24 protein-coding genes and 1 pseudogene are annotated in these 26789 nt (G+C 56.1%); 21 read left to right on the forward strand and 4 right to left on the reverse strand.

Annotation, left to right across the window (positions count from 1 at the left end):
• The first annotated feature begins 166 nt into the window (after positions 1–166).
• The 12 genes and pseudogenes from AC1RSM_RS03660 to AC1RSM_RS03715 form a co-directional block, all read left to right on the forward strand.
• The gene (locus AC1RSM_RS03660; RefSeq protein ID WP_492929572.1) at positions 167–2584 is read left to right on the forward strand and encodes a TonB-dependent siderophore receptor; all 2418 of its coding nucleotides are present in this window, start codon (positions 167–169) and stop codon (positions 2582–2584) included.
• Positions 2585–2684: 100 nt separating this feature from the next.
• Positions 2685–3815 (forward strand): YncE family protein, encoded by a 1131-nt coding sequence (locus tag AC1RSM_RS03665; protein ID WP_492929574.1) that lies wholly within the window; start codon positions 2685–2687, stop codon positions 3813–3815.
• Between the two features lie 210 nt (positions 3816–4025).
• Positions 4026–4283 (forward strand): hypothetical protein, encoded by a 258-nt coding sequence (locus AC1RSM_RS03670; RefSeq protein WP_492929575.1) that lies wholly within the window; start codon positions 4026–4028, stop codon positions 4281–4283.
• The gene (locus AC1RSM_RS03675) at positions 4280–5545 is read left to right on the forward strand and encodes a hypothetical protein (RefSeq protein ID WP_492929576.1); all 1266 of its coding nucleotides are present in this window, start codon (positions 4280–4282) and stop codon (positions 5543–5545) included. Before AC1RSM_RS03670 ends, AC1RSM_RS03675 begins: the two co-directional genes overlap by 4 nt.
• Positions 5542–6144: a pilus assembly protein TadE gene (locus AC1RSM_RS03680; protein WP_492929578.1), complete on the forward strand. Its 603-nt coding sequence runs from the start codon at positions 5542–5544 to the stop codon at positions 6142–6144. Before AC1RSM_RS03675 ends, AC1RSM_RS03680 begins: the two co-directional genes overlap by 4 nt.
• Complete coding sequence (locus AC1RSM_RS03685) at positions 6141–6761, forward strand: hypothetical protein (RefSeq protein WP_492929579.1); 621 nt, start codon at positions 6141–6143, stop codon at positions 6759–6761. The genes AC1RSM_RS03680 and AC1RSM_RS03685 overlap by 4 nt, the downstream gene beginning before the upstream one ends.
• Positions 6758–7639: a Flp pilus assembly protein CpaB gene (cpaB, locus tag AC1RSM_RS03690; RefSeq protein WP_492929581.1), complete on the forward strand. Its 882-nt coding sequence runs from the start codon at positions 6758–6760 to the stop codon at positions 7637–7639. The genes AC1RSM_RS03685 and cpaB overlap by 4 nt, the downstream gene beginning before the upstream one ends.
• 68 nt (positions 7640–7707) lie before the next feature.
• Positions 7708–9012, forward strand: a complete 1305-nt coding sequence (locus tag AC1RSM_RS03695) for a type II and III secretion system protein family protein (protein WP_492931443.1) — start codon at positions 7708–7710, stop codon at positions 9010–9012.
• Positions 9002–10645 carry a TadA family conjugal transfer-associated ATPase gene (locus AC1RSM_RS03700; protein WP_492931445.1) on the forward strand — a complete coding sequence of 548 codons (1644 nt, stop codon included), beginning with the start codon at positions 9002–9004 and terminating at the stop codon, positions 10643–10645. Before AC1RSM_RS03695 ends, AC1RSM_RS03700 begins: the two co-directional genes overlap by 11 nt.
• On the forward strand, positions 10642–11487 hold the full coding sequence (locus AC1RSM_RS03705; RefSeq protein WP_492929583.1) for a type II secretion system F family protein: 846 nt from the start codon (positions 10642–10644) through the stop codon (positions 11485–11487). The genes AC1RSM_RS03700 and AC1RSM_RS03705 overlap by 4 nt, the downstream gene beginning before the upstream one ends.
• Before the next feature lie 2 nt (positions 11488–11489).
• Positions 11490–12350: a type II secretion system F family protein gene (locus AC1RSM_RS03710; RefSeq protein WP_492929585.1), complete on the forward strand. Its 861-nt coding sequence runs from the start codon at positions 11490–11492 to the stop codon at positions 12348–12350.
• A 440-nt stretch (positions 12351–12790) separates the two neighbouring features.
• Positions 12791–13381: pseudogene (locus AC1RSM_RS03715) on the forward strand (TolC family protein); the annotation flags it as partial.
• Between the two features lie 5 nt (positions 13382–13386).
• Here AC1RSM_RS03715 and AC1RSM_RS03720 read toward each other — a convergent pair.
• Both AC1RSM_RS03720 and AC1RSM_RS03725 read right to left on the reverse strand, forming a co-directional pair.
• Positions 13387–14166: a BPSS1780 family membrane protein gene (locus AC1RSM_RS03720; RefSeq protein ID WP_492929587.1), complete on the reverse strand. Its 780-nt coding sequence runs from the start codon at positions 14164–14166 to the stop codon at positions 13387–13389.
• A 14-nt stretch (positions 14167–14180) separates the two neighbouring features.
• On the reverse strand, positions 14181–15152 hold the full coding sequence (locus AC1RSM_RS03725) for a homoserine kinase (RefSeq protein ID WP_492929589.1): 972 nt from the start codon (positions 15150–15152) through the stop codon (positions 14181–14183).
• Between the two features lie 203 nt (positions 15153–15355).
• On the opposite strand from AC1RSM_RS03725, the gene dusA reads away from it, so the two are divergent.
• Complete coding sequence (dusA, locus tag AC1RSM_RS03730) at positions 15356–16357, forward strand: tRNA dihydrouridine(20/20a) synthase DusA (protein WP_492929591.1); 1002 nt, start codon at positions 15356–15358, stop codon at positions 16355–16357.
• Between the two features lie 9 nt (positions 16358–16366).
• Here dusA and AC1RSM_RS03735 read toward each other — a convergent pair whose 3' ends face one another.
• Together AC1RSM_RS03735 and AC1RSM_RS03740 are read right to left on the reverse strand one after the other, a co-directional pair.
• A complete protein-coding gene (locus tag AC1RSM_RS03735; RefSeq protein WP_492929593.1) occupies positions 16367–16828 on the reverse strand; it encodes a CBS domain-containing protein in 462 nt (153 codons plus the stop codon).
• Positions 16812–18194 (reverse strand): YihY family inner membrane protein, encoded by a 1383-nt coding sequence (locus tag AC1RSM_RS03740; RefSeq protein WP_492929595.1) that lies wholly within the window; start codon positions 18192–18194, stop codon positions 16812–16814. The genes AC1RSM_RS03735 and AC1RSM_RS03740 overlap by 17 nt, the downstream gene beginning before the upstream one ends.
• A 56-nt stretch (positions 18195–18250) precedes the next feature.
• Here AC1RSM_RS03740 and AC1RSM_RS03745 point away from each other — a divergent pair, with 56 nt between their 5' ends.
• The 8 genes from AC1RSM_RS03745 to asd all read left to right on the forward strand — a co-directional run bounded on the left by AC1RSM_RS03745 (position 18251) and on the right by asd (position 26789).
• Positions 18251–18661, forward strand: coding sequence for a DUF2069 domain-containing protein (locus AC1RSM_RS03745; protein WP_492929597.1), 411 nt, complete (start codon positions 18251–18253; stop codon positions 18659–18661).
• Between the two features lie 9 nt (positions 18662–18670).
• Positions 18671–20137: a protein adenylyltransferase SelO gene (locus AC1RSM_RS03750; RefSeq protein ID WP_492929599.1), complete on the forward strand. Its 1467-nt coding sequence runs from the start codon at positions 18671–18673 to the stop codon at positions 20135–20137.
• 98 nt (positions 20138–20235) lie between these two features.
• Positions 20236–21297: a chorismate synthase gene (gene aroC, locus AC1RSM_RS03755; RefSeq protein WP_492929601.1), complete on the forward strand. Its 1062-nt coding sequence runs from the start codon at positions 20236–20238 to the stop codon at positions 21295–21297.
• Between the two features lie 67 nt (positions 21298–21364).
• On the forward strand, positions 21365–22192 hold the full coding sequence (locus AC1RSM_RS03760) for a M48 family metallopeptidase (protein ID WP_492929603.1): 828 nt from the start codon (positions 21365–21367) through the stop codon (positions 22190–22192).
• 249 nt (positions 22193–22441) lie between these two features.
• Positions 22442–23845 (forward strand): 3-isopropylmalate dehydratase large subunit, encoded by a 1404-nt coding sequence (gene leuC / locus AC1RSM_RS03765; RefSeq protein WP_492929605.1) that lies wholly within the window; start codon positions 22442–22444, stop codon positions 23843–23845.
• Between the two features lie 13 nt (positions 23846–23858).
• Entirely contained in the window at positions 23859–24503 is a 645-nt protein-coding gene (gene leuD / locus AC1RSM_RS03770) for a 3-isopropylmalate dehydratase small subunit (protein WP_230017937.1), read from the forward strand.
• 39 nt (positions 24504–24542) lie between these two features.
• The gene (leuB, locus tag AC1RSM_RS03775) at positions 24543–25619 is read left to right on the forward strand and encodes a 3-isopropylmalate dehydrogenase (RefSeq protein WP_492929607.1); all 1077 of its coding nucleotides are present in this window, start codon (positions 24543–24545) and stop codon (positions 25617–25619) included.
• Positions 25620–25664: 45 nt separating this feature from the next.
• Positions 25665–26789 (forward strand): aspartate-semialdehyde dehydrogenase, encoded by a 1125-nt coding sequence (asd, locus tag AC1RSM_RS03780; protein WP_492929609.1) that lies wholly within the window; start codon positions 25665–25667, stop codon positions 26787–26789.

The raw sequence follows: 26789 nt of genomic DNA on the forward strand, positions 1-26789 counted from the left end.
TGATTTATTCCATAGATACAATTGCTTTCAAATTAATAACGAGAATCATTACGGGGTTTTTTCTTTATTGACTCTTATGAGGGAAGGGACTGTTTTGCGTCTCTGATTGCCTTTGGCCAAAGGGCTTGTCGCTTTCTGCGTCGCTTTCCTTATAACGAGTATTACGGTGTATCCACAGAACACAAATAAACGATTGCCTCTTTTTGCTTTACGCCCGGTACAGGGTGCGCGCTTAACCGTATTGGCATTGGCCTTGTCGTTCAGCCCTTTGGAGCAGGTGATAGCGCAGGATGCGCCCGCGCTGTCGATTTCCATTCAGGCCCAATCTTTGAATCAGGCTTTGCTTGAGCTGGGGCAGCAGGCCGATATTCAAATTTATTATTTGCCGCAGACCGTCAGTGGCTTGCAGGCAGCGCCGGTCAGTGGGCGTATGACGCCCCAGCAGGCCATGCAAAGCTTGCTGAAAGGAACGGGCGTGCAAGCCGATTGGAATGGGCGAACGGTTTCCTTAACCCGCCCAGATCGTGACGACACTACCCAATTGGCTCCTATCACGGTCACTGCCAATACGGGCCTGGCGACAGAAGGGAGTGGCTCGTACCTTGCCACGGGACCGAGTGCTTCGGCCAGCGGGCTGGAGCTCTCACTGCGAGAAACACCGCAATCGATGACGGTGATTACACGTCAAAAAATGGAGGACAAAAATTACCGTGCTTTAGATGAGTCCTTGCGTGACGCGCCGGGGATCGTCGCCGTACAGGGCAATGGTGATTCGCGCTGGGAGTATCTGGCTCGCGGTCACAGCATCTCCAATATTCAGTACGACGGTATTACCACGTCCACACAAAGCTATTCACGCGATATCTTGGCTGATGATGATTTAGCCATGTACGACCGAGTGGAGATCGTGCGTGGTGCCACCGGTTTAATGGAAGGGTCTGGCAACCCATCGGCGTCGGTTAATCTGATCCGCAAAAGACCGACATCGACCCCGCAATACTCGGCTCGAGTGACTGCATCGTCGTGGGAAAACGCGCGAGGAGTGGTCGACATGTCCAATGCGCTCAACGAGTCGGGCAGCGTGCGCGGCCGTGCAGTGATTGTTGCTGGGGGAGGCAAACTTTATCGGGACTACAACCGCCAAAAGGAACAGCTGTTCTATGGAGTGGTGGACATGGATCTTACGCCAGCCACCACACTTAGCCTGGGCCTGTCGCGGCAGCGGCAACATAATGATGGCTACAGCTGGGGCGGATTTCCGACCCGGGCAGACGGTTCTTTCTACGACTTGTCGCCCCATGATTTTCTAGGTAGTGACTGGGAGTATCTGGACCGTCGTCAGACGACTCTGTATGCGGATCTAGAGCATCGGTTTGATAGTGGTTGGGTGATGAAGGCGTTGACACGTGCGGCGTGGGCCGAGTCCGCCTATATCGCGAGTTACCCATGGTATACGGGCGGTGCGCTGCGCAAATTTACCCAGAGCGCGGACATGCGGGACAAGCATTATGCCTTCAACGTCAATGCGAATGGGCCACTGACCTTGTTCGGGCGTGATCACGATTTTTCGATCGGTATCAATGCCAATAAAGAAAATGAGCGGGTGGACGGCAGTTCTGCCGCCAACATCCCCCTTGATCCGGAGAATTGGAATCCTACTTCGCAGCCAAAACCGACGTTTGGCCTGAACCCGTACAACGTAGACGAGAACAAGGAAGAGTTGGGCCTCTATGCCTCGGCCCGCTTCGATATCGCCGATCCATTGAAACTCATACTGGGCGGCCGTGTCAGCTGGTTCAAATCCAAATCGCAATACTACAAGACGGACTATTCGGCGGATGCCGAATTTGTGCCCTACGTGGGCTTGGTGTACGACTTAAACGAGACTTACTCGGTCTATGCAAGTCACACCGGCATCTTCAAGCCGCAAAGTTATTACGACATCAAGGGCTCCTTGCTGGACCCGGTAAAAGGGACCAATAGGGAACTGGGCCTGAAGGGCGAATTTCTGGATAAACGCCTTAATGCATCGATCGCGCTGTTTCAGTTGGAGCAGTCGAATTTGCCGACGCAGGTAGCCGGCGTGACGTACTGCAATCCCGCTGTGCTGTATTGCTATGAGGCGGCAGATAAGGTGCGTACGCGCGGCGTGGAGCTAGAGCTTGCCGGGGCACTCACTGATCGATGGAATATCAGCGCTGGCTATACCTACGCACGTTCTCAATATGCCTCGGGTAACAAAAAAGGTGAGTTCTACAACGAGCGAAGCAGTCCAGAGAATATGGTCAAGCTCTTTACGACTTACAAGCTGGGCGGCGCCCTGGAAGGCCTGACTCTGGGCGGCGGTGTGCGCTGGCAGAGCAAGGTGTTCTATAAGGGATCGAATTTCCGCATCGAGCAGCCTGGCTACGCCATCGTTGACCTGCTGGCCAGATACGACATCAACCGCAGTACATCCGTGCAGTTGAATATCGATAACGTGGCCAACAAGCAGTATTACTCAAAGATCGGCTCGAGCATCAGTACCGGCAACTATCTTGGCAAGCCGCGTCAGGTGCTGCTAACCGTCAATCACCAGTTCTAAGGCCGGTTTGCGTCTTGCAGCAGGACTGCTGCTGCACTCCATTTTTGCGATTTTTTTTTTCCTGGCGTCTTTAGCCAGACCTATTTCCAAAAAGGTTGTTATGTCTGAGAAACCTACGTACTTCACGCGTGCAAAGCATTCCATTCTGCTTGCCGCACTGCCGCTATTTTTGCTGACGGCGGTGTCACATGCCGCGCAAGAGCCAGTACCTGAAAGCTCTGTCGCATCTGCCCAGGTGTCCGGGGCCGTCCTGCAAAAGGATGTTGTGCCGGGAGTCTATGAGCTGGTTTATAGCCCTGTGTCCAAGGCGGTGTTTGTGGCGAGTGCGCACGAGTTGAAGAGCAAAGGGGGCGGCGCGATTTATCAGCTTGACCCGACGACGCTGGCCGTACAGAAAAAGATTGATCTGCCCTTTATGCCTTTTGCCCTGGCCTTGGATGCGCGCACCAACACGCTGTATGCCGGTCATACCCGGGATGGGGCAGTTTCAGCCATTGACGCTTCAAGCGGTACGGTAAAGGGAACCCTGCATCACGGTGTCAAAGATGCCAAGGGCGAGCCGGTGCACACGCGCCAGATCGTGGTGGATGAAGCTGCCGGACAGGTTATTGTCAGTGGTGTGACGGACCTGGGTTTTCTTTGGATCATTGATAGCAAGACCTTCTCCACGAACCGTATTCTCCGTGATCTTGAGGCGCCTACTGCTGGCTTGACCCTGGATGCAGCGAATCATAAGTTGCTGGTCAGCGGCACGGCAGCCTATGCTGTGTTTGACACGCAAAGTTGGGAAAAAGTTGGCGAAAACCGCATCCCCGAGAAGCTGTCTCCTAGCGATATCAGACGACGTTTTCTAGTCAATACCGTCTTGGACAGCAAGAGTGAACGCTTGTTTGCCAATCAGCTTAATAATAGTGAAGGCACCTTGGTGTTTGACCTGAAAACAGGGGCCATCCTGCACAAAATCCCCACGGGATACATGCCGGTGGGGATACGCTATAACCCGATTCGCAATGAGGTGTATGTAGCCAGCCGAGGCAGTGGAACGCTGAGCGTCATCGATGCTAGCAGCTATGCCATCAAACATACGATTGCGCTGCCCGTGCATCCCAACACGATTTCCATGACGCCTGATGGCCAACTACTTTATGTCAGTGTGAAGCGGCCCTTTGTGAAAGAAGGGGAGCCGGCCTTGGTGGATCAGGTAGCTCGTATTGACCTGCAGGCATTGTGACATGTGAAGGGCAAGCCTTTGCGCTCGATCGCTCAGTGAGTTCTTAACAAAGCGGGCGCATAGCAGTTTATGCGTCCTGTGGACCTGCTGACGGCCTTTGCTCTGACCGCGTTGCGCCAACAGCCGGACAAGCCCATCCGGCTCGGCTTTTGCGAATATCCTGGCCCGCTGCCCAGAGGCAGACTGTGAACTGACTTTTGGGAGATTCCAATGAGACGGTTCAGCAGTCGGCAGCGCGGCCAGGGCATGGTCGAATATTTAATTATTGTGGCTTTGGTTGCGGTTGCAGCCATTGCCGTTTACCAGTCCTTTGGGCAGGTGATTCGAAACCAGACCGCGGCCATGGCCAAGGAATTGGCGGGTGAGGACGGTTCCGAACAGACCCAGCAGGCGCAATCTGCTGCCTCTGCAGCGGCCGCCCAAGGTAGTGCCAAGAGCCTGAAATCCTTTACCGGCAATGCGCAATGAGGCAGCTCGCGCATCATCAAGAGGGGGCGGCGCTGGCCTGGGGCCTGATCGCGCTGGCGCTCCTGTCTGTCGCTTGGGGCAGCTATTTTCATGTGAACCAGATTGCCGAGCAGCAAGGGCGCTTGTCCTTGGTCTTGGATGCTGCAGCTTATGGAGCGGCGACTGAGCAAGCCCGTACCCTGAATCTGCTGGCCTACATCAACCGGGCGCAGCTGGGGCATCAATTGGCCTTGGGGCACTTATTGACCTTGGCAACTTGGGACAGGGCAGCGCACACCCAGTCTGGGCAAGCGCGTCGGGCTAATCCACCTGCACATCTGGTCGCCATGATGTTTGGCTCAGCGCATGGGCTTGCGTACACTCAGGCGCGCTCTGCCGGGGATGAACAGCGGGCTTTAGAACAAGCCTTTCAAGCCCATCAACACTTGATTCACGAAGTCTTGCTTAAGGCTCAACAAGAGCTGGTAGAGGGTTTGCCAGAGCGTCGACGAGCCATTATCCAGGCAACGCTGAAGGGAAGTTTGCCGGATTGGCCGGATCACGCACTGAACTGGCGTATTGACCGTGATGACTGGCCGCAATTCCTGTCTTTGCAATCCGGGCAAGCGCAGTGGCAGCCTGGTTTGAGTCATTTGGTCTCTCTGTATGGCTTTCTGGCACCGCGTGACTTCGAGGCCCGCTCTTATCCGGGTGTCGATCGGCGTTGTCCTTTGTGGCGCCATCGTTTGCGACGCTCTGGCCGTACCGAGCTCGATAGTTCCGGGCGTTGGCATTCCAGTGATACGCAATCCATGCATATGGTGCGATCTAACCGTTGGATAGGCTGCTATTTTCGCGAATATGCCATGGCATGGGCCTTGCAGACGCCCGACTCTACGTCGGGTATAGATGCGCCCGCAGACTTCTCAGGACAGAGTTTCTGGAAATGGGCGATGGAGCAGGGCAATGGCTCTTTGCTGTCGGCACAAGGCAATACGGTGGCGCATTCGTGGGCGCGACGTGATGCCCAGCCCTGGAGCCAAAGAGCCTGGGTGGATGGGTACAGCTTGGCTGATCCAAGCAGTCTGACAGGGCCGGACCTCCTCCTGACACTGAAAGCCCACGGTCATTTGGCCCAGACCATCCACACACGAGCTGCTGCTCAGGCCTTCTTTTCTCCGCCGCCGGACATCGCCGATAGGAGCAGAGAGGCATCCAGCTTGTTTCTGCCTTTTTGGCAGGCTCGCTTAGTGGACGCCGGCAGTAGGGGGCGTCATCAATGAAGCCGCAACAAAAGGGGATGGCCCTAGTTGAGGCCTGCTTAGTGGGCCTTGTATTGGGCTTGATGATCTTGGCGGGTCGCTGGCTGATGCAACAGCAACATCGTTTGCAGCATATGCAGCAAAGCGCGCATTTAGCTTTGTTCAGCCATGATGCTCAAGGCAAACCTGTTCCTGTCGTTGCTGACCCTGGCCAACACCTGGAGCCGAGTCGATTCCTTGCCTCGCAAGGCTCCGCAACGGAGTCTTTGCAGCAGGAACTATTAAAAATGCACAGCGGTGCATGGACGGCTCAGTCGCGTGTTTCTGTACCCTGGCCTCGCTGGTTAAGCGCTTTATCCAAACACACGCAGCTACATCGGCAATCACAATTGTGGGCAGGTGCGGGGCAAGCGGCGAGCACCCAGCAAACCCGGCAGCGTTTGGAAAGCAGTGCTACCGCGTGGGAAGAGGCTGCGTCATCTAGCCGCTCAGCCGCCCGCGGCACGGTAGGGCACGTTAGACCTTTGGATAGCGCCTGGGGGAGAACCCAGCCAGATTTGGACTGGTTGGGACGATGGCAGGACTTCGTTCCTGATCAGGTGAACAAGGGGGCCTTATGAAGCCGTTGCTCGCTTTGTTGTTGATGACCTTGCTGATGCTTAGCCCCGTCCCTGCCAAGACACAGAGTGTGCCCGAACCGATAAAAGATCCTCAGATCAGTTGGGATCAAGGTCAGATTACACAGACGGATGTGGGGCCGGTCCACTCTTGGGCTTTGAGTACAGAACTGGGCCCGCAAGCCTTGTCCTCGCGTCTGGAGCCTTTTTGTGGTGCCAGCTTTGGCGCGATGAGGTTGGAAGAGCAATGGGTGTTCTTGAGCGCAACGGATAGCAAGAACTGCGTTTTATGGCTGGACAGTGTGCAGGCCCAGCCTCGTTCAGGATTGTTGAGTATGGCCGAGCAAAGTCAGCGGATGAGTTCGTCTTTAAACCTGGCTGAAGCACCTGTTTCAGGCCCCGTGTTATGGCAACACGAACAGCTAGGGCAGGCACAAAGCTGGTTACTCATCGGCGAGTCGGACTGGCAAGAGGCCCTGCGTCGCAAGGGTTGGGGATCTGAGGCGGGCGAGCGTTTTTGGCGTAGAGGCCCAGCCGAACTGGATGTGATGGAACTGGAGTATGGGCAGGAGCGCTACTTGCTGTTGATTTGCCGTGCTTGTGAAAAGGAGGTCTCATGATTCGCACAAAATTCTTATGGCTATGTCGCCATCCGACGGTTGGATTTGGGGTTTTGGCCTTGTTGGCGGGGGTGATGGCGGCAGGGACTAGCAGTCGCTATCTGGATCGCCAGGAAGAGGCTTTGCGACAGGCTGCGCACCGGGTGCAATTGGACAGGGTTGTGGCTGCGTCCAATTTGGCGGCAGGAACCGTGCTTGAAGCCGTACATTTGGCGGCCCGTGCCTATCCCGCAGACTTGGTCCCTAGCGATAGCTGGGATGTGGCCCAGTTTGAAAGCTTGATCGGGCAAATATTGAGCCAGCCTTTGCGTGCGGGAGACTTGATCAGCAAGGCCCATGTGCAGGAAGCCAGCAGCCCCTTTTCGCAGCAATTGCTTTCTGGCCGACGGGCATTAACCGTACCAGTGGATGCCATCAGCTCGGTATCGGGCCTGATTCGGCCTGGGGATTGGATTGATATTTATGTCAGCTTTGATGACAGGCAAAGACGGGTGACAGCACCTTTATTGCAGTCTGTTCTGGTGCTGGCCACAGGTCAGAAAGCGGGTGAAGGTACGGTATCGAATCGTCTCGACAAAGAGGCTTACAACACGCTCACGCTGGACGTAGGACCCGATGATGCCTTGAAGCTGTTGGCAGCCAGACAGCATGGTCGCATCAGTGCCTTGCTGCGCAATCCTGATGATCACACTCCTCATCAAGCGGCGGTGCGTGGTGAGCTGGCCGATATTCTGGGTCTGGGGCAGGGTGGGGCGCCCAGACAGCCCGTGCAGGTCTTGTACGGTAATCGACCGGGTGGGCAGATCGGCCCGGCGGAGGAGGAGCGCCTGGGGTGGCTGGCGATGCCTGACAGTTTGTCAGTGGGGCAACGGCCATGAGCAGAACGATTCATTGGCAACACAGAGCCGCCTTCAGCGTGTTATCCAGCATCTTGTTCGGTCTTGGCATGCCCAGCCATGCTCAGAGCCTAGGTTTGCAAGTCGGTGAATTGATGGTTTTGCCCGAGACTCAGGTTGAACGCGTAGCGGTTGGCGATGGCGAGATTGTGCATGCGGTCACCACCGAATCAGGGGAGTTGATTCTCTTTGCGCGCAAGACAGGCAGCACGGTGGTGCAGGTCTGGTCCAGCTCTGGGCAAAGCCAGTCCTATCAGGTAGAGGTATCACCCGAGAATCAGCGGCAGATACTTGCTGAGCTACGAAGTTTGCTGGAGCGCATTCCTGAACTGCGTATCAGTGAGCTAGGCGGCAAATTGGTGTTGGAAGGTGAGGGTTTAAGCGATCAGGACAAGCAAAGAATTCAGGCCTTGAGCCAGGAGCATCCCCAGTTATTGGACTTTACCCAGCAGGACGGTTGGGAACCTATGGTCTTGCTGGATGTGCAGGTCGTGGAAGTGCCACGTAACAGCTTGCGGGAGCTGGGTGTGCGTTGGGATGGGAGCTCTCAGGGAGGCTTAAGTATGGGCGGTGGCTGGGATGCCGCAACGCATCAGTTTCTGGAGCGTCCCGGTGAAGCCGTTTTGCCCTTGGCTTTCCCGGCCCGTCAGGGGGCGGCGTTCTTTGGTGTTGGAGCCTTGATGTCTGCCCGTGTTCAGGCCATGGCGCAGGAAGGTCATGCCGTCGTATTGGCGCAGCCGCAGTTATTGGCACGCAGCGGGTCGCAGGCGGAGTTCCTGGCTGGGGGCGAGCTGCCCTACACCACCACGGATGACAAAGGAAACAGCAAGACCAGTTTCAAGCCCTATGGGGTGTCTTTGCGCATCGTGCCCAGAGTGGAGCGGGGCGGTTTGGTGCGTTCACAGATTGAAGTAGAGGTCAGTTCCGTGGATGCTAGCCTGTCTCAACCAGCCGGGCCATCCTTGAAAACACGCCGGGCGTCGACTGAATTCAATGTGCGTTCGGGGCAGACCCTGGTGTTGGCCGGGTTCATTTCCCGTGAGGAGTCCCGTCATGTAGACCGCTTGCCTGGTCTGGCCAGTTTGCCGGTACTGGGAGCCTTGTTTCGCTCAGAGCGCTTTGCCAGACAGGAAACAGAACTGGCGGTATTTGTGACGCCTACCTTGGTAGCCGCCGAGCATCCCGACTTGTTGGCCCGGCAGGCGAATGCAGCACAGTGGCTAGATCAGACCTTCCCCGATGCCCCTCGGCTGAATACACCGGTGCGTCCCGCGCCTAAGGGGGCTGGTACCTGGCAGGGCAGTCGTTCTCAATGGATAGAGCCAGACAGTGAGGTATTTCGTGTTGAACCTTGAGCTTGAATCAGAGCTGGGGACGACGCGTCCCTGGTCAGTCAATCTGCCCGCCCTGATAGGACGCGATCCGGCTTGCGATGTGGTCTTGCCATCCTGGCGAATTGCGCGTCAGCACGCAAGCCTGCTGGAACGGGCTGGAGCGGTCTATATACAGGATCACGGCTCGCTGACCGGCGTGCAGCTTAATGGCAAACGGGTGTATGACGATGGTCCCTTGCGTCAGGGGGATGTGCTGGCTTTGGGCGGTTTCAAGTTACGAATCGCTGGTTTTGGGCAGGCCTCCTCATTCCAGACGGAAACCGATGCCCATAAGCCGATGGCGGGTGTTAAGGGCAATGAATCTTTGGTCTTGGAAGAACCTGGGCGGGCGGTCACGCGTGATGGTCACGCACCGATTCCTGATCAGGCACCTATGCTGTCTTCCAATAGTGATTTGTTCAGGCAAGAACAACAACGTCTGCACCATGCCTTGCTTAGTGCCTTGGAGCTGGAACGTCGGGACTTGTCCAGGGTGACGGACAAACAATTGGAGCAGGAGGCTTTTGATTGTCTGGGGCGTTTGATTCAGGCGCAGTGTGCTGTACCCGAGCATGAACGGGCCAGATTGCAGGCCAGCGTTTGTGCTGAGGCCGTAGGTCTGGGCCCTTTGGAGTCATTGTTGGCAGACGCTTCGGTGTCGGAAATCATGGTCAATCACTACGACCGGGTTTTTGTGGAGCAGGCGGGGCGATTGCAGGCCCATCCCTTGGTATTTAGTAGTGAAACCGCTTTGCGGGCCATTATTGATCGTATCTTGGCGCCCTTGGGCAGACGGCTGGATATTAGCTCGCCTGCTGTGGATGGGCGCTTGGCGGATGGTTCACGTTTCCATGCAGTCTTGTCACCTGTGGCGGTCAAGGGAACCTGCGTGACCATACGCAAATTCCCCAAGCGACGCTTGGGCTTGGAGGACTTGTTGCAGACGGGCAGCTTGTCTTCCGAGATGGCTCGCTTTTTGCAACAGGCAGTACAGGGGCGCTGCAATATCCTGGTCTCGGGCGGCACGGGTACAGGTAAAACCACCTTGCTGAATGTGCTCAGTACCTGCATTGATTCGGGGGAGCGCATTGTGACCCTGGAGGACGCCGCTGAATTGCAGTTGCAGCACAGCAATTGGGTGGCCTTGGAGTCTCGGCCCGCCAATGCAGAAGGCCAGGGGCAGGTGGATATACGCAGTCTGTTGCGACAAGCCTTACGCATGCGACCCGACCGGATTGTGGTCGGAGAGTGTCGGGGTGCGGAGGCTTTCGATATGTTGTCCGCCATGAATACAGGCCACGAAGGATCGATGGGGACCTTGCACGCGAACACCCCACGCGATGCCTTATCGCGACTGGAAGGCATGGTTTTGATGGCGGGTCTGGATTTGCCTTTGCTGGTCGTGCGGGAGCATATCGCGCGGGCTTTGCACATTATTGTGCAACTTAGCCGTTTGCCCGACGGCAAGCGTTTGGTTCACGAGATTGTGGAAGTGACGGGTATAGAGGCGCAGCGTATTCAATTGCAGACTCTGTACAGTTACCGCCCGGAGTTTGGTTTTACGGCCAGCGGCTTAAGGTCTGAATATGTCCCCCCATCAGAGGGGCAGTCATGAAGTTTCTTAGTATTTTGCTAACCGTCTTTGGCACTACGGCGTTGGCTTACCTGTTGCTTCGCTTGGGGCAGCGTCTTGCCAGGCGCTATAGGCAGCAATTGCTTCAGCAGTCCGAACAGAGCCTGCAATCGCATTTTGTATTTGTGCGCAGTCAGTATCTTGCCTTTGGTGCCTGGACCTTGCTGGCTCTGGTCTTTCTGGTGGCGTGGTGGCTGATACATTCCTTGTGGCTAGCTGTACTTATCACCGTGATTGCTGCCGTGACGCCTTTGGTGGTTTTGCGCTGGATGGGGCGTCGACGCCTGGCGGCCTTACGACGGCAACTGCCAGATTTTGTCTTGTCCTTGGCTTTGAGTCTGCAGGCGGGGCTGGCTTTGCAAGCAGCCTTGCAGCAGCTAGGGCAATCTGTGCCTGCGCCTTTAGGGCAAGAGCTGCGTTTGTTGTTACGCCAGCAGCGCTTGGGTTTGAATGCCAAAGATTCCTACCAAGACTTGTTGGAGCGTGTGCCGGTGTCGGAGTTGGCCATGTTCGTCAGTGCCCTGCAAATGGGGCAGAGCACAGGGGCGGGACTGGGCGAGCGCTTGAAAATACTGGCACAAACGATACGCGCCCGTCTGACCATTGAGGACAAGATTGTTGCCTTGACGGCTCAGGCCCGCTTGCAGGCTCGAATCATGTTCTGCCTGCCGGGTTTTGTGGCGGGAGCGTTGTATCTGCTGGATGCCACTGCATTTGAACAAGCCTGGTTCAACACCGTGGGCGTGTGGGTGGCAGGAGGCATTGTCGCCATGCTGATGATGGGACTGTGGTGGATGCAGGTGATTTTGCGAGGAGAGGCGTGACTATGCTGGCCTTAATTTGGTCGCTCTCTGCCTTGAGCGCCGCCCTGTTTTTGATTGCCTGTTTATGGGCTTGGCGAGGGCGGTATCTACTGTTGCTGCAAGGTGGCAGCAGCCTGAAACAAGCTGCCTGGCAGGCGTGGGAAGCGCCGTTTTCCAGAGTCTTGAATGTCTGCCTGTCTTTACCCTTTGTGCATGCCTGGCCGGAGCGCCTATGGGGCTCGTATGCGAACGAGATACGGATTTTTCTTAGTAAACGTGTAGCCTTAACCGCCTTGTTCACAAGCTTGGCGGGGGTCTTCCTGCTCAGTCAAGGAGCGGCACTGGTCGATATTGCTGGCCTGATCGCGACCGGGTTTTTGTTGAGTCTGTTGCAAGCCATCTCGCGAGGTAAAAAACTGCAGCGTCAGCATCACTCCCGTTGTCGCCGGGATCTGCCGTTTTTTCTGGATTTATTGGTGCTGGCCGTCGAGTCCGGCTTGGGGCTGCAACAGGCCTGGGTCCGTGCGATGGAGGCTGTGCCTCAAGGAAGCTTGCTGCTCAGCCTGAGCAAGGTACAGGGCGAGGTTCGGGCAGGGCGACGCTTGCCACAAGCCATGCGTAATGTCGCTTTGAGCGTCAGGCAGGCGGAGCTGGAGGAGTTGGCTTTGTCTTTGGAGTTGGCTCAGGACACCGGTTTGTCCTTGGCCTTGCTTTTGCGATCTCAAGCGGAAAAACTGCGTGCTCATCTGCATTTGGAGGCGGAGCAAAGAGCCCTCAAGCTGCCTGTGTATTTGTTGGCACCCTTGGTTGTGTGCATATTTCCCTGCACGTTTTTGGTGATTGCCATGAGTCTGTTAGGCCCCTGGTTGGCCGGCGGAGGCTAGGGTGGTGCTGATATCAACCCTGACCAAGCAGCCGCTGCCAAAGACGCTACCGCAGGAGCAAGCGCAGCCCTTGTATTTATTCGATGCCAGTACTTTCTGGGCGCGGTGGCGTGGTTGGAAGGCATTGCCGCAGAGCAGGGATTTCGCAGTAGCGGTGTGGCTGCGACCATGCAGAGCGATCCATTTATGGGGAATGCGACAGGCTCTGGATATCTGCTTTCTGGATGAAAGAGATCAGCCCTTGAGGTTTTGTCCGGCTGTCTCGCCAGGAAAGGCACGTTGGCATAGAAAGGCCAAATCCGTATTGGAAGCCCCGCTGGGCTATCTGTCCGGGCCGGAGCAGTTTGCTCCTTGGGCCGTAGCCTTGCAGGAAGTACGGAAAACCAAAGGGGTCACGGGCGCGCAAATCCAGCAATCGGCAGGATGCCGAAGATGCGCTTCAGGATGTGGTTGTTTTGGTCGCCCGCTTGGAACAAGCCTGGGCGATGGCGCACATGGTCGGCGTATCGCGTGGGCCGGATGTCTTCATGGATCTGAATGCTTCCCGACAGGGGCGGCTGGGTGCAAGCCCGGATACGGCGAGGTCGAAATTTGCGCTGGGTCTGATGGTCAGTTATGAACTTGATCTTTGGGGTCGCTTGAGTGCCGAACGTGAGTCGGCGGTATTTCATGCCGTGGCCAGTGAATGGGACGCGCAGACTGTCGCTTTGACAGTCAGTGCGGAGACGGCGGCAGCGTGGATCAGAATGAATGGCTTGCGCCAACGGCTCGCTATCGCCCAGTCCGATCTGACCAGTGCCAAGCGCCTGGCGGCAGTAGTGCGTACTCGCGTCCAAGCGGGTTCAGAGTCTCCGCTGGCCTTGGCACAACAAGAAACTCTGGTGGCCAAGCAAGCTGCGAGTATTTCCTTGTTGAGTCAACAGACGGCACAGGCGGAATCGCTGCTTGCGCAGTATCGTCAGGCCGACCGCCTATTGGCGGCGGTGGGCCTGTATCGTGCTTTGGGAGGGGCCTGGCAGGATCAGGAGTAAGCGTGTCAGACGGTTTGGGTATCGCCAGCCGGGTCACCAAATACGCTGCGGTAGGCAGGGTAGAAGCTGGCGTACAAGACCGCTGCCATCGCCAGGTTCAGAGGTGTCAGAACTAGGGTGGCGGTGCTGGGGCTAAGACCTGCACCTAGCAACAAGCCACCCAGCGTCTGGATGCCATAGAAGGCCGCGGCCCAGCACAGGCCGTAGAGCAGAAAGGCTGCCTTATTGCGCCAGCAAGCCACCATGGAAAAGAACAGGGCTTGTTTGATGGGAATAGCGTGCCAGCCCACCAGGGCGGGTGCGTGCCAGAACAGCAGCGATAAGCCCAGGTACAGCGCAAAGAACAGATAAATTGGCTTGCGCAGGGTTGCCATGATGGTTTCAGGGCTGGCGTTGTTGCCGCTTTCCATCAACTGAGTCAATTCATTGACGAAGGGGGACGTCGCGATAAAACCTGCCGCCAGACAGGCCAGCAGATAAATAAAGCCGAGCTTGATCAGGCGGTTACGAACTTGTACGGGTTTAAGCGGCTCGGTCCACATCCCCAGGCGCATCAGCTCACCATTCTGGATACGCCGGCAAGCGTTCTGGATAATGAAGGTCATGGTGGGTACCAGGACGATCAGCACCATCTGGCCCACAATGGGGAAAATGTTGGCCAGATTGATCAGGATGGAGGTTATTAGGCTCCAGAAAAACAGGGCGGCGGGTTGTAGCTTGAACAAGCGCAAGCCTTCCTGTATCCAGTACCACCCGTAAAGAAAGGGGAGCTTTGCTGCTTGCATATCAATATCCGTGTTTATCGTGGAAGCGCTGGTACGGCGTGCTCGCGGCGCTGGCGCAGTACACGTTCAAAATGCCGTGGGTCGTGCGGCTTGAGGGTCTGGGCAGGGCGGGGCAGGTAAAAGTCGTACAGGCGCGAGATCCAGAAGCGCAGTGCGGCAGCCTGAATCAGTATAGGCCAGGCGCTGTGCTCGGCTTCGGTAAAGGGGCGCACCTGGGCGTAGGATTGCAGCCAGGCCTGGGCTTTGTCCAGGTTCAAGGCGCCGGTCAGGCGATCAATGCACCAGTCGTTCACGGCCACGGCCACATCGAATAGCCAGGTGTCGCAACCGGCAAAGTAAAAGTCGATGATGCCGCCCATCTGCGGGGCCTCGGACGTACCGGCAAACAGCACGTTGTCACGAAACAGATCGCAGTGTGCCGGGCCTTGAGGCAGGGCGCGGTAGGTATCGCTGTCGGCAAAGCGGCTTTGCTCTTGCAAGACGGACTGAATCAGTTCGGACTGGCTTGCATCCAGAAAGGGCAAGACCTGGGGAACCGTGGTTTTCCACCAGCTCAGGCCGCGTAGATTGGGCTGTTCCAGGGGAAAGTCCTGCGCAGCCAAGTGGGCCTGGGCCTGAGTGCGGGCAATTTGCCGGCAGTGCTCTACTGTCGGTTCGGGTTCGTATCCACCACGCAGGCGGGTCACGATGGAGCAAGGCTTATCGTGCATGACGCAGATACGTTTGCCGTCGCGGCGCGTCATGGGCTCGGGCACCGGAACACCCTTGGCGGCCAAGTGGTGCATCAGCTCAATGTAAAAAGGTAGTTGCTTCAGTGTCAGAACCTCAAACAAGGTCAGAACGTACTCGCCTTGGGTGGTTGTCAGAAAGTAATTGGTGTTTTCAATGCCGGCGGTAATGCCACGTAAGGAAACAAACTCGCCAATTGTGTAGTGTTCCAGCAGTTCGCGGGCGTCAAGTTCGCTGACAGAAGTAAAAACAGCCATGCTTTCAGTGAGGGTCCGGTTGTGGCGCACTAGTTAGGCGCGCAAGTATGTCAAACGGCCGATTTTAGACCACTGTGCTCGGTTTTTGGGGGCTGACTCCAATTTCCCGCGCTTTATCTTCATCCCGTGAACGTCTTAAACCATTAAAATGAATTTTTTTCCCTCTGAACCGGCCTGCACTCAGGCTGTGTAATTCCCCCTTTATGACTGATTTTGTGATGCCAAGCCGCCAGATGTGGCGTTTAAGTGTGGCGCCCATGATTGACGTGACCGATCGGCACAGCCGTTTCTTTCACCGATTGCTGGCACCGCAGGCGCTGCTGTTTACCGAGATGATTACCACGGGTGCGCTGACCCATGGCCATCAGGCTCGTCACCTGGATTTTGACGCGGCCGAGCATCCTGTTGCCCTGCAACTGGGCGGCAGTGACAGACAGGCTTTGGTCACCAGCGCCTTGGCTGGGGAAAAGTGGGGCTACGACGAAATCAATCTGAACTGCGGTTGCCCCTCCGAGCGTGTGCAAAAAGGCGCTTTCGGAGCCTGTTTGATGAGCGAGCCTACGCTGGTCGCTGACTGCATCAAAGCCATGCAAGATGCGGTCTCGGTCCCGGTGACAGTCAAGCACCGCCTGGGCCTGGATTACAACGAGTCCTATGACTTTGTACGGGATTTCGTGGGGATCTTGTTTGAGGCCGGCTGCCGCGTCTTTACGGTTCATGCCCGCAATGCGGTATTGAAAGGTTTGTCTCCTAAAGACAACCGTGAAATTCCGCCGCTGCGTTACGACGTGGCCATGCAATTGAAAAAGGATTTTCCGGAAGGTCTGTTCATTTTGAATGGAGGCATTCAGGAAGTGGATCAGGCTGTCGAACTGGAGCAGCAATTCGATGGGGTGATGCTAGGCCGTGCTGCCTGGCATACGCCAGCGGTATTGAGCGAGATTCACCGCCGTTTGTGGCCAGAGGTGCCCATCATGGATGATGACGCTGTGGTGGAGCAGATGGTGGCTTACGCCCACAAGCACGTGCAGGCCGGGGTGCCCTTGCGCATTGTGATCAAAAGCATGTTGGGTTGGCCCCATGGCAAAAAGGGCGCACGTCAGTGGCGCCGTACTTTGTCCGATTCGACTTGGCTGGCTAAAAACGACCCAGGCCTGCTGGGGCAGGCCTGGGAAGAGTTGCAAGGTCGCCAGAAAGACGACTGATCGCTGGTCTTAGGAAGCGCTGGCCGCCTCGGAATCGGTAGGCCAGTCGCGGATATAGGCTTTAAGCATATTGTTCTCGAACTGCTGGGCGTGAACAATTGCACGGGCCATATCGAAAAAGGAAATAACTCCCATCAAGACCGGGCCGTCCATGACGGGCATGTAACGCGCGTGATTGTTCAGCATCAGGCGCTGCACTTCGTCGGCGCTGGTGTTGGGTGTCACACTGACGGGGGCGTCATCCATAATGCTGCGCACGGTAAACCCCTGGGCTTTATTGCCCTGAGCGTGCCAGTGACGAATGATCTCGCGAAAGGTCAACATACCCACCAACTGACCATGTTCCATGATCACCAGCGAACCAATATCCAGCTCGCTCATGCTCTGTACCGCTTTTTCTACGGTCATGTCGGGGGTGCCTGTATAAAGCGTGTCTCCCTTGACACGCAGGATTTCACTGACTTTTAGCATACTGGGTCTCCTGACCGGGATCGGCGTTTAGTATGGCTGGCGCTTCTGTCAGAATGCCTTGCGGCGACTCAAACAGTTCTTCCAGATTGGATAGTCGCTGATCGAAAAACTGAGAAAGGTAATTGAGTACATATTCTAGCGGACCCTCGTGCGTATGGGCGCGATCCAGAAGAAATGCCTTGGAGAGTTGTTTCAGGCTGACCAGACGCAGATCGCAGCTCAGGACCCACTGCTCGTCATTGTCTTGCTGCGTATCGGCAATCAAGCCCATGGACTTTAACTGGCACAAGATGGCGTAGAGCTCGTCGGGGTCCCGCTCCAGGCTGTGGCTAAGCTGGCGTATGTTCAGGCCCGGCTGCGACTCCTTGCGATTCAGCCAGAGCTGATAGAGCAGGTTGATGGCATCGGTAAAGGCGATGCCAGGCACATTCATCTTGACCCATTTGCGGCCGCGCCAGTCCGGCAAAATAGCCACCATGGACGCGCCCAGCAAGACGATCAGCCAGGAAATATAAATCCACAGCAAGAAAATCGGGAAGGCGGCAAAGGCACCGTAAATAATGGTGTAGGTCGGAAAGCGAGTCAGATAAAAGGCGAAACCTGCTTTCATCAATTCCAGCGCCGCGGCCGTTGCAATACCGCCAATCAGGGCATCACGCCACCAGACGCGCCGGTTGGGCACATACATGAACAAGGCGGTCAGGCCCAGTGCACTGAACATGAAGGGTACGTAGGCCAGAGCAAAGGACACAATGCCTGACAGGTTGCCGATATAACCCAGGGATTCACGCGCCAGTATGGATGTGGCCCATAAGCTTGCACCGGTCAGAATGGGACCTAAAGAAATAATGGCCCAATACACCAGCAAGCGCTGGCCCAGGGGGCGTTTGACGTGAACCTGAAAAATATCGTTGAAGGTTTCGTCGATGGTCATGATCAACATGATGGACGTCACGATCAAGAACAAGCTGCCCACCGCTGTCAGGCTGGACGCCTTGGCGGCAAACTGGTTCAGGTACATCATGATGTTGTCGGACACGACCTCCGGCATCAGGCTGCGGGTCAAAAAACCTTCCAGGGCTTTCTCAAACTCCTGGAACAGAGGAAAGGCCGTAAACAGCGCCAGCACCACCGTCAGCATGGGCACAATGGCCAGGATGGTGGTGTAGGTCAGGCTGGAAGCCACCTTCATCAAATCTTTTTCCGCCACGCGTTTGATCGCAAAGCGAGCCACACTTAAAAAGTGGTGCTTGGCCGTGGGTTCTGGCGGGGGCTCTGGGCGGGAGACAGGCTGGATGTCGTCAGGATTCAAATCTGTCTGATCAGCTTGAGCAGAGGGCATAGAGGAGTCCTCGTCGTTTTTCATAGCGGTTTGGTGCGGCGGGCGCTGCTTTTCGACATGGTTCAGGTGATAATAACAGCATGCATGAACCTTTAAACCCCATACTTCACCGAGTAGCGGCCGTCGCTTTGGTCGCTTTGATTGCCTTGTGCCTGGCTTGGGAGCTGCATTTTGCGCCCTTAAAGCCCGGTGGCTCTTGGCTGGTGCTGAAAGTCATCCCGCTGGTGCTGCCGCTGCGCAGTGTGCTCAAAGGTAATTTATATACCTTGCAGTGGACTTCCATGATGATTCTGCTTTATTTCGCAGAAGGCGTCATGCGAGCCTGGTCGGACCCGGTCGAGACCGTCCTGCCTTGGGCGATTGCGGAAATCGTCCTGTCTCTGATTTATTACTTCTGCGCTATTTTTTATCTTTGGCCTGCCAAAAAAGCGGCCAAACAGCGCAGCAAGGCTGAAAAAGCCCAGGCAGAAAAATCAGCCAAATCGGCTTAAGAGGTGTCTATGTCCAGCCTGTTTGATGGCCTTGCCATCAGTCATCGTTTTGCTGATTTGCCGTCTGCTTTCCATACGGTCGTCCCCCCTCAACCTTTGGCCAATGCGCGTCTCTTGCATGTCAATAAGGAGTTGGCGGCACAGTTGGGCCTGGATGTGGCCCGCTTGGACCAGGCCGAGTTTTTGGATGTCGTCAGTGGTCAGGCGCCATTGCCAGGCGGCCTGACTGTGTCGGCGGTCTATAGCGGCCACCAGTTTGGTGTGTGGGCCGGGCAGCTGGGCGATGGTCGGGCGCATTTGCTGGGGCAAATTGACACCCCTACAGGCCCGCAAGAATTGCAGCTGAAGGGCGCTGGTAAAACGCCGTATTCCCGTATGGGTGATGGTCGTGCGGTGTTGCGCTCCAGCGTGCGTGAATATTTGGCCAGCGAAGCGATGGCCGGTTTGGGTATTGCCACCAGCCGCGCGTTGGCCTTGGTCACATCCGATACGCCGGTGTATCGCGAAACAGTGGAAACCGGGGCGATTGTGACCCGTGTTGCGCCCAGTTTTGTGCGCTTTGGCTCCTTTGAGCATTGGGCTAATGATGCGACGCGTGTGCGTGAGTTGCTGGATTACGTGCTGCGGGAGTTCTACCCAGAATTAATCGTAGAGGGCGACTCTGATCAAGAGCGTGTGGGCCGTTTTCTGCAGGAAGTCACCCATCGCAGCGCCACCATGGTGGCGGACTGGCAAACCGTGGGTTTTTGCCACGGCGTCATGAATACGGACAATATGTCCATTCTGGGTCTGACGATTGATTACGGCCCCTACGGTTTCATGGACCGCTTCCGGGTCAACCACGTCTGCAATCACAGTGACAATCAAGGCCGCTATTCCTGGAACGCCCAGCCCGCGGTGGTGCATTGGAATTTGTACCGTCTGGCCAGTGCCTTCATGGTGCTGGATCTGGATGCGGATCTGCTGAAAGAGCGTCTGCAAACCTTTGAAAGCAGCTTCCTGAGCCGCTATCACGCTAATCTACAGGCCAAGTTCGGTTTGCGTACCTGGCAGGCTGATGATGCCCAATTGGTGGATGATTGGTGGCGTTTGCTGCATAACAGCGGCGCAGATTTCACCCTGTCGTTCCGTGCTCTGGCGCACGCTGGCCAGGCTCCCGAGGCGTTTTTAGCCTTGTTTGAAGGTTCAGAAGATCAGGCTCAGGCATGGTGGCAGGCCTACAGTCAGCGTCTGGCGCTGGATGGTTCGGATACACCCGAGCAGCGCGCTTCCATGAACCGCGCCAATCCTTTGTACGTGCTACGCAATCATCTGGCCGAGCAAGCGATCCAGGCCGCAGCCAAGGACGATGCCAGCGAAATCGAAACCTTGTTGATGTTGCTGCGCGACCCCTATACCGAAAGGGCAGGCTACGAGGCCTATGCCATGCCGCCGCCCGAAGGCAGTGCCGAGCTGGCAGTCAGTTGCTCCTCTTGATAGGCCGGGCACGGTGGTGCGCATGTCCTGATGCGTGAACAATGCCATAATCGTGCCTGTCTTTTATTTTTCTTCCTTTCTTTGCGTTCAATTTATCTATGTCCGGCAATACTCTAGGCAAAAGCTTCCGCGTCACTAATTACGGTGAATCTCATGGCCCTGCAATTGGGGCAGTGATCGATGGCTGCCCTCCGGGCCTGGAGCTGTCTGAACAAGATATTCAGTTTGAACTGGATCGTCGCCGTCCTGGCACTTCGCGTCACGTGACACAGCGCCGCGAACCCGATCAGGTAGAAATTCTGTCTGGCCTTTATGAAGGTCGCACTACCGGCACGCCCATCAGCTTGTTGATTCGTAATGCTGATGCGCGCAGCAAGGATTATGGCAATCTGCTGGATACTTTCCGTCCCGGCCATGCTGACTACACCTATTGGAAGAAATTCGAGAACCGCGACCCACGTGGTGGTGGCCGCTCGTCGGCGCGCTTGACCGCGCCTACGGTCGCCGCTGGTGCCATTGCCAAAAAATGGCTGGCTGAACACTTCGAGGTGAAGATTCGCGGTTATATGAGCCAGTTGGGCCCGATTGAAATTCCCTTCAAAAGCTGGGACGTCGTCGAGCAGAACCCGTTCTACGCTCCGGATCTGGACGTCGTGCCGCAGCTGGAAGCCTATATGGACGAGCTGCGTAAAGAAGGCGAATCCATTGGTGCCCGAATTGAAGTCGTGGCAGAAGGCGTGCCCGCTGGTTGGGGTGAGCCTATTTATGACCGTCTGGATGCCGATATTGCCCACGCCATGATGGGTTTGAATGCCGTCAAAGGCGTGTCTATTGGTGCTGGCTTTGACTGTATTACGCAAAAAGGTTCGGAGCACGGTGACGCGCTGTACCCGGATGGTTTCAAGACTAATCAGGCCGGTGGCGTTCTGGGTGGGATTTCCTCGGGGCAGGCCGTAACGGTCTCCCTGGCGATCAAACCGACTGCCAGTATTCGCACCATGCGTCCTTCTATTAACCGTGCGGGTGAAGCTGTTGAGGTGCAAACCCTGGGCCGCCATGACCCCTGCGTGGGTATTCGCGCTACACCGATTGCCGAGGCTTTATTAGCCATCGTCTTGATGGATCATTGCCTGCGTCACCGTTCGCAGTGCGGCGCCTGAATCTGTTTATTTGAGCAGGACGTGTAGCACTGCATTTTCTTGTCTGGTCTGTTTGTTGGAGCTGAGCATGAAAGGATTTGCGAAAGGAAAACGCGTTTTGGCGGTCGCGCTGGTTCTGGCCATGGCTGGCTGTGCCACAGTGCAAACCACACAAGGCGGGGCAGTAGGCGTAGAGCGCAAACAGTTCATTTCGGGCCTGGTGTCCGAGGCGGAGCTGAATCAGGCTGCGGCTCAAAACTATGCTCAAGTTCTGTCTCAAGCCCGCCAGCAAAAAGCGTTGGATACCGATGCCGCCCAGACTCGGCGGGTTAAGGCTATCGCTCAGCGCTTGATTAGCCAGGTTGGGGTTTTTCGTGCGGATGCCAGTGCTTGGAACTGGGAAGTTCACGTCATCAACGAAGATGAGGTCAACGCCTGGTGCATGCCGGGTGGCAAGATTGCGGTGTACAGCGGCCTGATCAATCGTATTCAGCCTAGCGATGCAGAGCTGGCCGCAATTATTGGACATGAGATGGCCCATGCCTTGCGCGAGCATTCCCGCGAGCAGGTGTCTCAGAAAATGGCCACGTCTTTTGGGCTGACAGTGATCTCGGCCCTGACAGGAGTACAAGCAGTCAACGATTTGGGCGGCACCTTGAGCGAGGTCATGTTTGAATTGCCCAATAGCCGCACCCACGAATCGGAGGCTGATTTGATCGGGGTCGAACTGGCTGCGCGTGCAGGCTACGACCCGCGTGCTGCGGTCACTTTATGGCAGAAAATGGCGGCGTTGGAGCAAGGCAGAGCGCAGCCTGAATTCTTGTCTACACACCCCTCTTCCTCTACCCGGATTGCCGACTTACAGGCGATTTCGGAACGCGTGATGCCCTTGTATCAGCAGTCTCCCAAGCCTTAAGCCAGTACATTAAGGCTGTACAGATAAAAAACCCAAACCTGACTGCGGTTTGGGTTTTTTTATGACTGGACGATAGCTATCTATTTGCGCCTGCTAAGTGCCACGCGATTGAAGGTCTTTATCATGGTAGTGCTGATACTAGGATGGTAACTGGTCTTGTCCCAGTTACTGCGCCTGTCATAATAAGAAAAAATTTATGTGCGGCCCCGTCTGTACGGGCTGTAATCTCAACTGAATCGCGAGAGCGCAATGGCAAAAACCTTATACGATAAGTTGTTCGACGAGCACGTCGTGCATCAGGATACGGATGGCACCTGTCTGATCTACATTGATCGCCACTTGCTGCATGAAGTGACCAGCCCCCAGGCGTTTGAAGGCCTGACTCTGGCCGAGCGCAAACCTTGGCGTATCAGCGCCAACCTGGCTGTGGCCGATCACAACGTACCCACTACCTCCCGTCAGAACGGTATTGAAGATCCCATCTCCCGTCTGCAGGTAGATACGCTGGATGCCAACTGTGAAACCTACGGCATCACCGAATTTCGTATGAATGATGTGCGCCAAGGCATTGTGCACATTGTGGGTCCGGAGCAGGGCGCAACCTTGCCCGGCATGACTGTGGTCTGTGGTGACTCCCACACCAGCACGCACGGTGCTGTGGGCGCCTTGGCTTTCGGTATCGGCACCTCCGAAGTCGAGCACACGCTGGCCACGCAAACGTTGCTGATGAAGAAAAGCAAAAGCATGCTGATTCAGGTGGATGGCAAGCTGCCGTTTGGCTGTACGGCCAAAGACCTGATCTTGTATGTGATCGGTCAGATTGGTACGGCCGGTGGTACGGGCTACGCTATTGAGTTTGGCGGCTCGGCCATTCGTGCCTTGTCCATGGAAGGCCGCATGACCGTGTGCAATATGGCCATTGAAGCTGGTGCACGTTCGGGCATGGTGGCGGTGGACGAACAAACGGTTCAGTACCTGCGTGGCCGTCCTTACTCGCCCAAAGGCGTGCTGTGGGATCAAGCCGTAGCGTACTGGAGCACCCTGCACTCGGACGAAGGTGCTGAGTTTGACCGCGTGATCCGTTTTGACGCCAGCCAGATTACTCCGCAGTTGACCTGGGGCACCTCGCCTGAAATGGTCTTGCCGATTGATAGTCGTGTACCCGATCCTGAGAAAGAAAAGGATGAAGTGACGCGCAACGGCATGGAACGCGCACTGGAATACATGGGTTTGACGCCTAATATGGCATTGACCGATATCCGTATCGACCGTGTCTTTATCGGCTCCTGTACCAATGCCCGGATCGAAGATTTGCGTGCTGCCGCCACCGTGGCCAAAGGCCGTAAAGTGGCGTCCAACGTCAAGCAAGCCATGATTGTTCCCGGCTCAGGTCTGGTCAAGCGCCAAGCCGAGCAAGAAGGCCTGGACAAGATTTTCCTGAACGCTGGTTTTGAATGGCGCGAGCCAGGTTGCTCCATGTGTCTGGCCATGAACGCCGACCGTCTGGAGCCCGGTGAGCGTTGCGCATCGACCTCCAACCGTAACTTTGAAGGGCGTCAGGGGCAGGGTGGTCGTACTCACCTGGTTAGCCCAGCGATGGCTGCCGCGGCTGCAATTGCCGGCCACTTCGTCGACGTGCGTTCGTTCAACTGAGGAGTTTCCAACCATGCAAGCATTTACCACTCATGAAGGTCTGGTCGCTCCCTTGGATCGGGAGAACGTGGACACGGACTTGATCATCCCCAAGCAGTTCCTGAAATCCATCAAACGCACTGGCTTTGGCCCTAACCTGTTTGATGAATTGCGCTATCTGGATCACGGCGAACCCGGCATGGACAACTCCCGCCGCCCGTTGAACCCGGATTTTGTGCTGAACCAGGACCGCTATCAGGGCGCCTCTGTGTTGCTGGCCCGCAAGAACTTTGGCTGTGGTTCCAGCCGTGAGCACGCGCCTTGGGCCCTGATGCAATATGGCTTCCGTGCCATTATTGCGCCTTCCTTTGCCGATATTTTCTTTAATAACAGCTTCAAGAACGGCTTGCTGCCTATCGTCTTGAATGAGCTGGATGTGGCTCGCCTGTTTGACGAAGTCAAAGCCTTTCCGGGCTACAAGCTGCGTATCGATCTGGCCGAGCAGCGCGTGATTACGCCTGAAGGCCGCGAATTGCCTTTCACGATTGACGCCTCGCGCAAGCACAGCCTGTTGAACGGCCTGGACGAAATTGGCCTGACTTTGCAGAAAGCAGACATGATCCGTCAGTACGAAGCCGAGCGTCTGGCCCGCCACCCCTGGCTGGTCGGTCAGCCTTAAGCCTGAACCTTATTCTTTAATTTTTACGTCCTATTCATCATGACTCATAAAATTGCAGTATTGCCCGGTGATGGCATCGGTCCCGAGATTACCGAACAGGCTCAGCGCGTGCTGGGTGCTCTGGGCATGGATCTGGAAATGACTGTGGCGCCCGTGGGCGGCGCTGCTTACGATTTGCACGGCCACCCTTTGCCTCCTGAAACCCTGAGCCTGGCGCAAGGCTCCGACGCTGTGCTGTTCGGTGCCGTGGGTGATTGGAAATACGATTCGCTGGAGCGTCATCTGCGCCCCGAACAGGCCATTTTGGGCTTACGTCGCGCCATGGGTTTGTTTGCCAACCTGCGTCCCGCCATTTTGTACCCGCAGTTGGCTAACGCCTCGACCTTGAAGCCAGAAGTGGTTTCTGGCCTGGATATCCTGATCGTGCGTGAATTGACGGGCGATATTTACTTCGGTCAGCCGCGTGGCGTGCGTACCGTGGAAGAAGGCAGTTTTGCAGGCGAGCGTCAAGGTTTTGACACCATGCACTACGCGGAAAGCGAAGTGCGCCGTATTGCCCACGTGGGTTTCCAGGCCGCACAAAAGCGTCAAAAGCGCCTGTGCAGTGTAGACAAGTCCAATGTGCTGGAAACATCTCAGTTCTGGCGCGACATCATGATTGATGTGGCCCGTGAGTATCCAGACGTGGAATTGAGCCACATGTACGTGGACAATGCGGCAATGCAATTGGTGCGTGCACCAAAAGAATTCGACGTGATTGTCACAGGTAACCTGTTTGGCGATATTCTATCGGATGAAGCCGCTATGCTGACGGGCTCCATTGGTATGTTGCCCTCGGCCTCCTTGAACGCATCCCAGCAAGGTTTGTACGAACCTAGCCACGGGTCGGCACCCGATATCGCCGGTCAGGACAAGGCCAATCCTTTGGCCACGATTTTGTCCGCTGCCATGTTGCTGCGCTACTCGCTGAATGCGGAAGACCAGGCTAAGCGTATCGAAGCCGCTGTGGCCAGCGTGCTCGAGCAAGGTCTGCGCACCGGCGACATCTATGAAGACGGTTGCCAATTGCTGAGCACCAGTGCTATGGGGGATGCAGTGCTCAAGGCTTTGCGATAGTATCTTTTATCGTTTTATTTTTTTATATATCCAGGTGGTATTACCATGACTCAAGCGGTAGGTTTGGTCGGCTGGCGTGGGATGGTGGGCTCCGTGCTCATGCAGCGCATGCGCGACGAAGGCGATTTTTCCCTTTTTCAGCCGGTGTTTTTCTCGACTAGCAATGCTGGCGGCGCAGCTCCTTCGTGGGCTGACGGTGCTGGCCCATTGCAGGATGCTCACGATATTGACGCTTTGAAAAAGCTGCCGATTATTGTGACCGCCCAAGGCGGGGATTACACAAGCCAGGTCTACCCTAAGCTGCGTTCTGCCGGCTGGAATGGTTTGTGGATTGATGCGGCCAGCACGCTGCGCATGGATGAAAACTCCGTGATCGTGCTGGACCCTATCAACCGTTCGGTTATTGATGCTGCGCTGGCCAAAGGTGGCAAGCAGTTCATCGGTGGCAACTGTACCGTCAGCTGCATGCTGATGGGTCTGGGTGGTCTGTTCAACCAGAATCTGGTTGAGTGGATGACCAGCATGACCTACCAGGCAGCGTCGGGTGGTGGCGCGCAGCACATGCGCGAATTGCTGACTCAGTTCGGCCTGATCAATCAGTCCGTCTCCAGCTTGCTGGAAGATCCTGCTTCGGCCATTTTGGATATCGATCGTGGTGTGTTGCAGACACAGAACGATCCTAATCTGCCACAGAAAAACTTTGGCGTTCCTCTGGGCGGCAGCCTGATTCCCTGGATCGACTCCGATCTGGGCAACGGCATGACTCGCGAAGAGTGGAAAGCCGGTGTGGAAACCAACAAGATTCTGGGCCGTGGTGCACAGGACAAGCACATTCCTATCGACGGTTTGTGCGTGCGTATCGGTGCCATGCGCTGCCACAGCCAGGCATTGACCATCAAGCTGACGCGTGATGTTCCTCTGGACGAGATCACCGACATCCTGGCGCAAGGTTCGAAGTGGGCCAAAGTCATCCCCAATGTGCGTCAGGCAACGGTTGAGCAGCTCACCCCTGTAGCTGTGACTGGCACCCTGGATATTCCAGTAGGCCGTCTGCGCAAATTGAATATGGGCCCCGAGTACCTGAGCGCCTTTACCGTAGGCGATCAGTTGCTGTGGGGTGCCGCCGAACCGCTGCGCCGTATGCTGCGCATCGCATTGGGCGAGCTCTAA

Source organism: Alcaligenes sp. GW821-FHT11D07, from assembly GCF_058808495.1.

What these genes read in the sequence shown, in the direction of transcription:
- AC1RSM_RS03665 (WP_492929574.1), top strand. Translation starts at nt 2,685, where the DNA reads ATGTCTGAGAAACCTACGTACTTCACGCGTGCAAAGCATTCCATTCTG.
- AC1RSM_RS03670 (WP_492929575.1), top strand. Translation starts at nt 4,026, where the DNA reads ATGAGACGGTTCAGCAGTCGGCAGCGCGGCCAGGGCATGGTCGAATAT.
- AC1RSM_RS03675 (WP_492929576.1), top strand. Translation starts at nt 4,280, where the DNA reads ATGAGGCAGCTCGCGCATCATCAAGAGGGGGCGGCGCTGGCCTGGGGC.
- AC1RSM_RS03680 (WP_492929578.1), top strand. Translation starts at nt 5,542, where the DNA reads ATGAAGCCGCAACAAAAGGGGATGGCCCTAGTTGAGGCCTGCTTAGTG.
- AC1RSM_RS03685 (WP_492929579.1), top strand. Translation starts at nt 6,141, where the DNA reads ATGAAGCCGTTGCTCGCTTTGTTGTTGATGACCTTGCTGATGCTTAGC.
- cpaB (WP_492929581.1), top strand. Translation starts at nt 6,758, where the DNA reads ATGATTCGCACAAAATTCTTATGGCTATGTCGCCATCCGACGGTTGGA.
- AC1RSM_RS03695 (WP_492931443.1), top strand. Translation starts at nt 7,708, where the DNA reads ATGCCCAGCCATGCTCAGAGCCTAGGTTTGCAAGTCGGTGAATTGATG.
- AC1RSM_RS03705 (WP_492929583.1), top strand. Translation starts at nt 10,642, where the DNA reads ATGAAGTTTCTTAGTATTTTGCTAACCGTCTTTGGCACTACGGCGTTG.
- AC1RSM_RS03710 (WP_492929585.1), top strand. Translation starts at nt 11,490, where the DNA reads ATGCTGGCCTTAATTTGGTCGCTCTCTGCCTTGAGCGCCGCCCTGTTT.
- AC1RSM_RS03720 (WP_492929587.1), bottom strand. Translation starts at nt 14,166, where the DNA reads ATGCAAGCAGCAAAGCTCCCCTTTCTTTACGGGTGGTACTGGATACAG.
- AC1RSM_RS03725 (WP_492929589.1), bottom strand. Translation starts at nt 15,152, where the DNA reads ATGGCTGTTTTTACTTCTGTCAGCGAACTTGACGCCCGCGAACTGCTG.
- dusA (WP_492929591.1), top strand. Translation starts at nt 15,356, where the DNA reads ATGACTGATTTTGTGATGCCAAGCCGCCAGATGTGGCGTTTAAGTGTG.
- AC1RSM_RS03735 (WP_492929593.1), bottom strand. Translation starts at nt 16,828, where the DNA reads ATGCTAAAAGTCAGTGAAATCCTGCGTGTCAAGGGAGACACGCTTTAT.
- AC1RSM_RS03740 (WP_492929595.1), bottom strand. Translation starts at nt 18,194, where the DNA reads ATGAAAAACGACGAGGACTCCTCTATGCCCTCTGCTCAAGCTGATCAG.
- AC1RSM_RS03745 (WP_492929597.1), top strand. Translation starts at nt 18,251, where the DNA reads ATGCATGAACCTTTAAACCCCATACTTCACCGAGTAGCGGCCGTCGCT.
- AC1RSM_RS03750 (WP_492929599.1), top strand. Translation starts at nt 18,671, where the DNA reads ATGTCCAGCCTGTTTGATGGCCTTGCCATCAGTCATCGTTTTGCTGAT.
- aroC (WP_492929601.1), top strand. Translation starts at nt 20,236, where the DNA reads ATGTCCGGCAATACTCTAGGCAAAAGCTTCCGCGTCACTAATTACGGT.
- AC1RSM_RS03760 (WP_492929603.1), top strand. Translation starts at nt 21,365, where the DNA reads ATGAAAGGATTTGCGAAAGGAAAACGCGTTTTGGCGGTCGCGCTGGTT.
- leuC (WP_492929605.1), top strand. Translation starts at nt 22,442, where the DNA reads ATGGCAAAAACCTTATACGATAAGTTGTTCGACGAGCACGTCGTGCAT.
- leuD (WP_230017937.1), top strand. Translation starts at nt 23,859, where the DNA reads ATGCAAGCATTTACCACTCATGAAGGTCTGGTCGCTCCCTTGGATCGG.
- leuB (WP_492929607.1), top strand. Translation starts at nt 24,543, where the DNA reads ATGACTCATAAAATTGCAGTATTGCCCGGTGATGGCATCGGTCCCGAG.
- asd (WP_492929609.1), top strand. Translation starts at nt 25,665, where the DNA reads ATGACTCAAGCGGTAGGTTTGGTCGGCTGGCGTGGGATGGTGGGCTCC.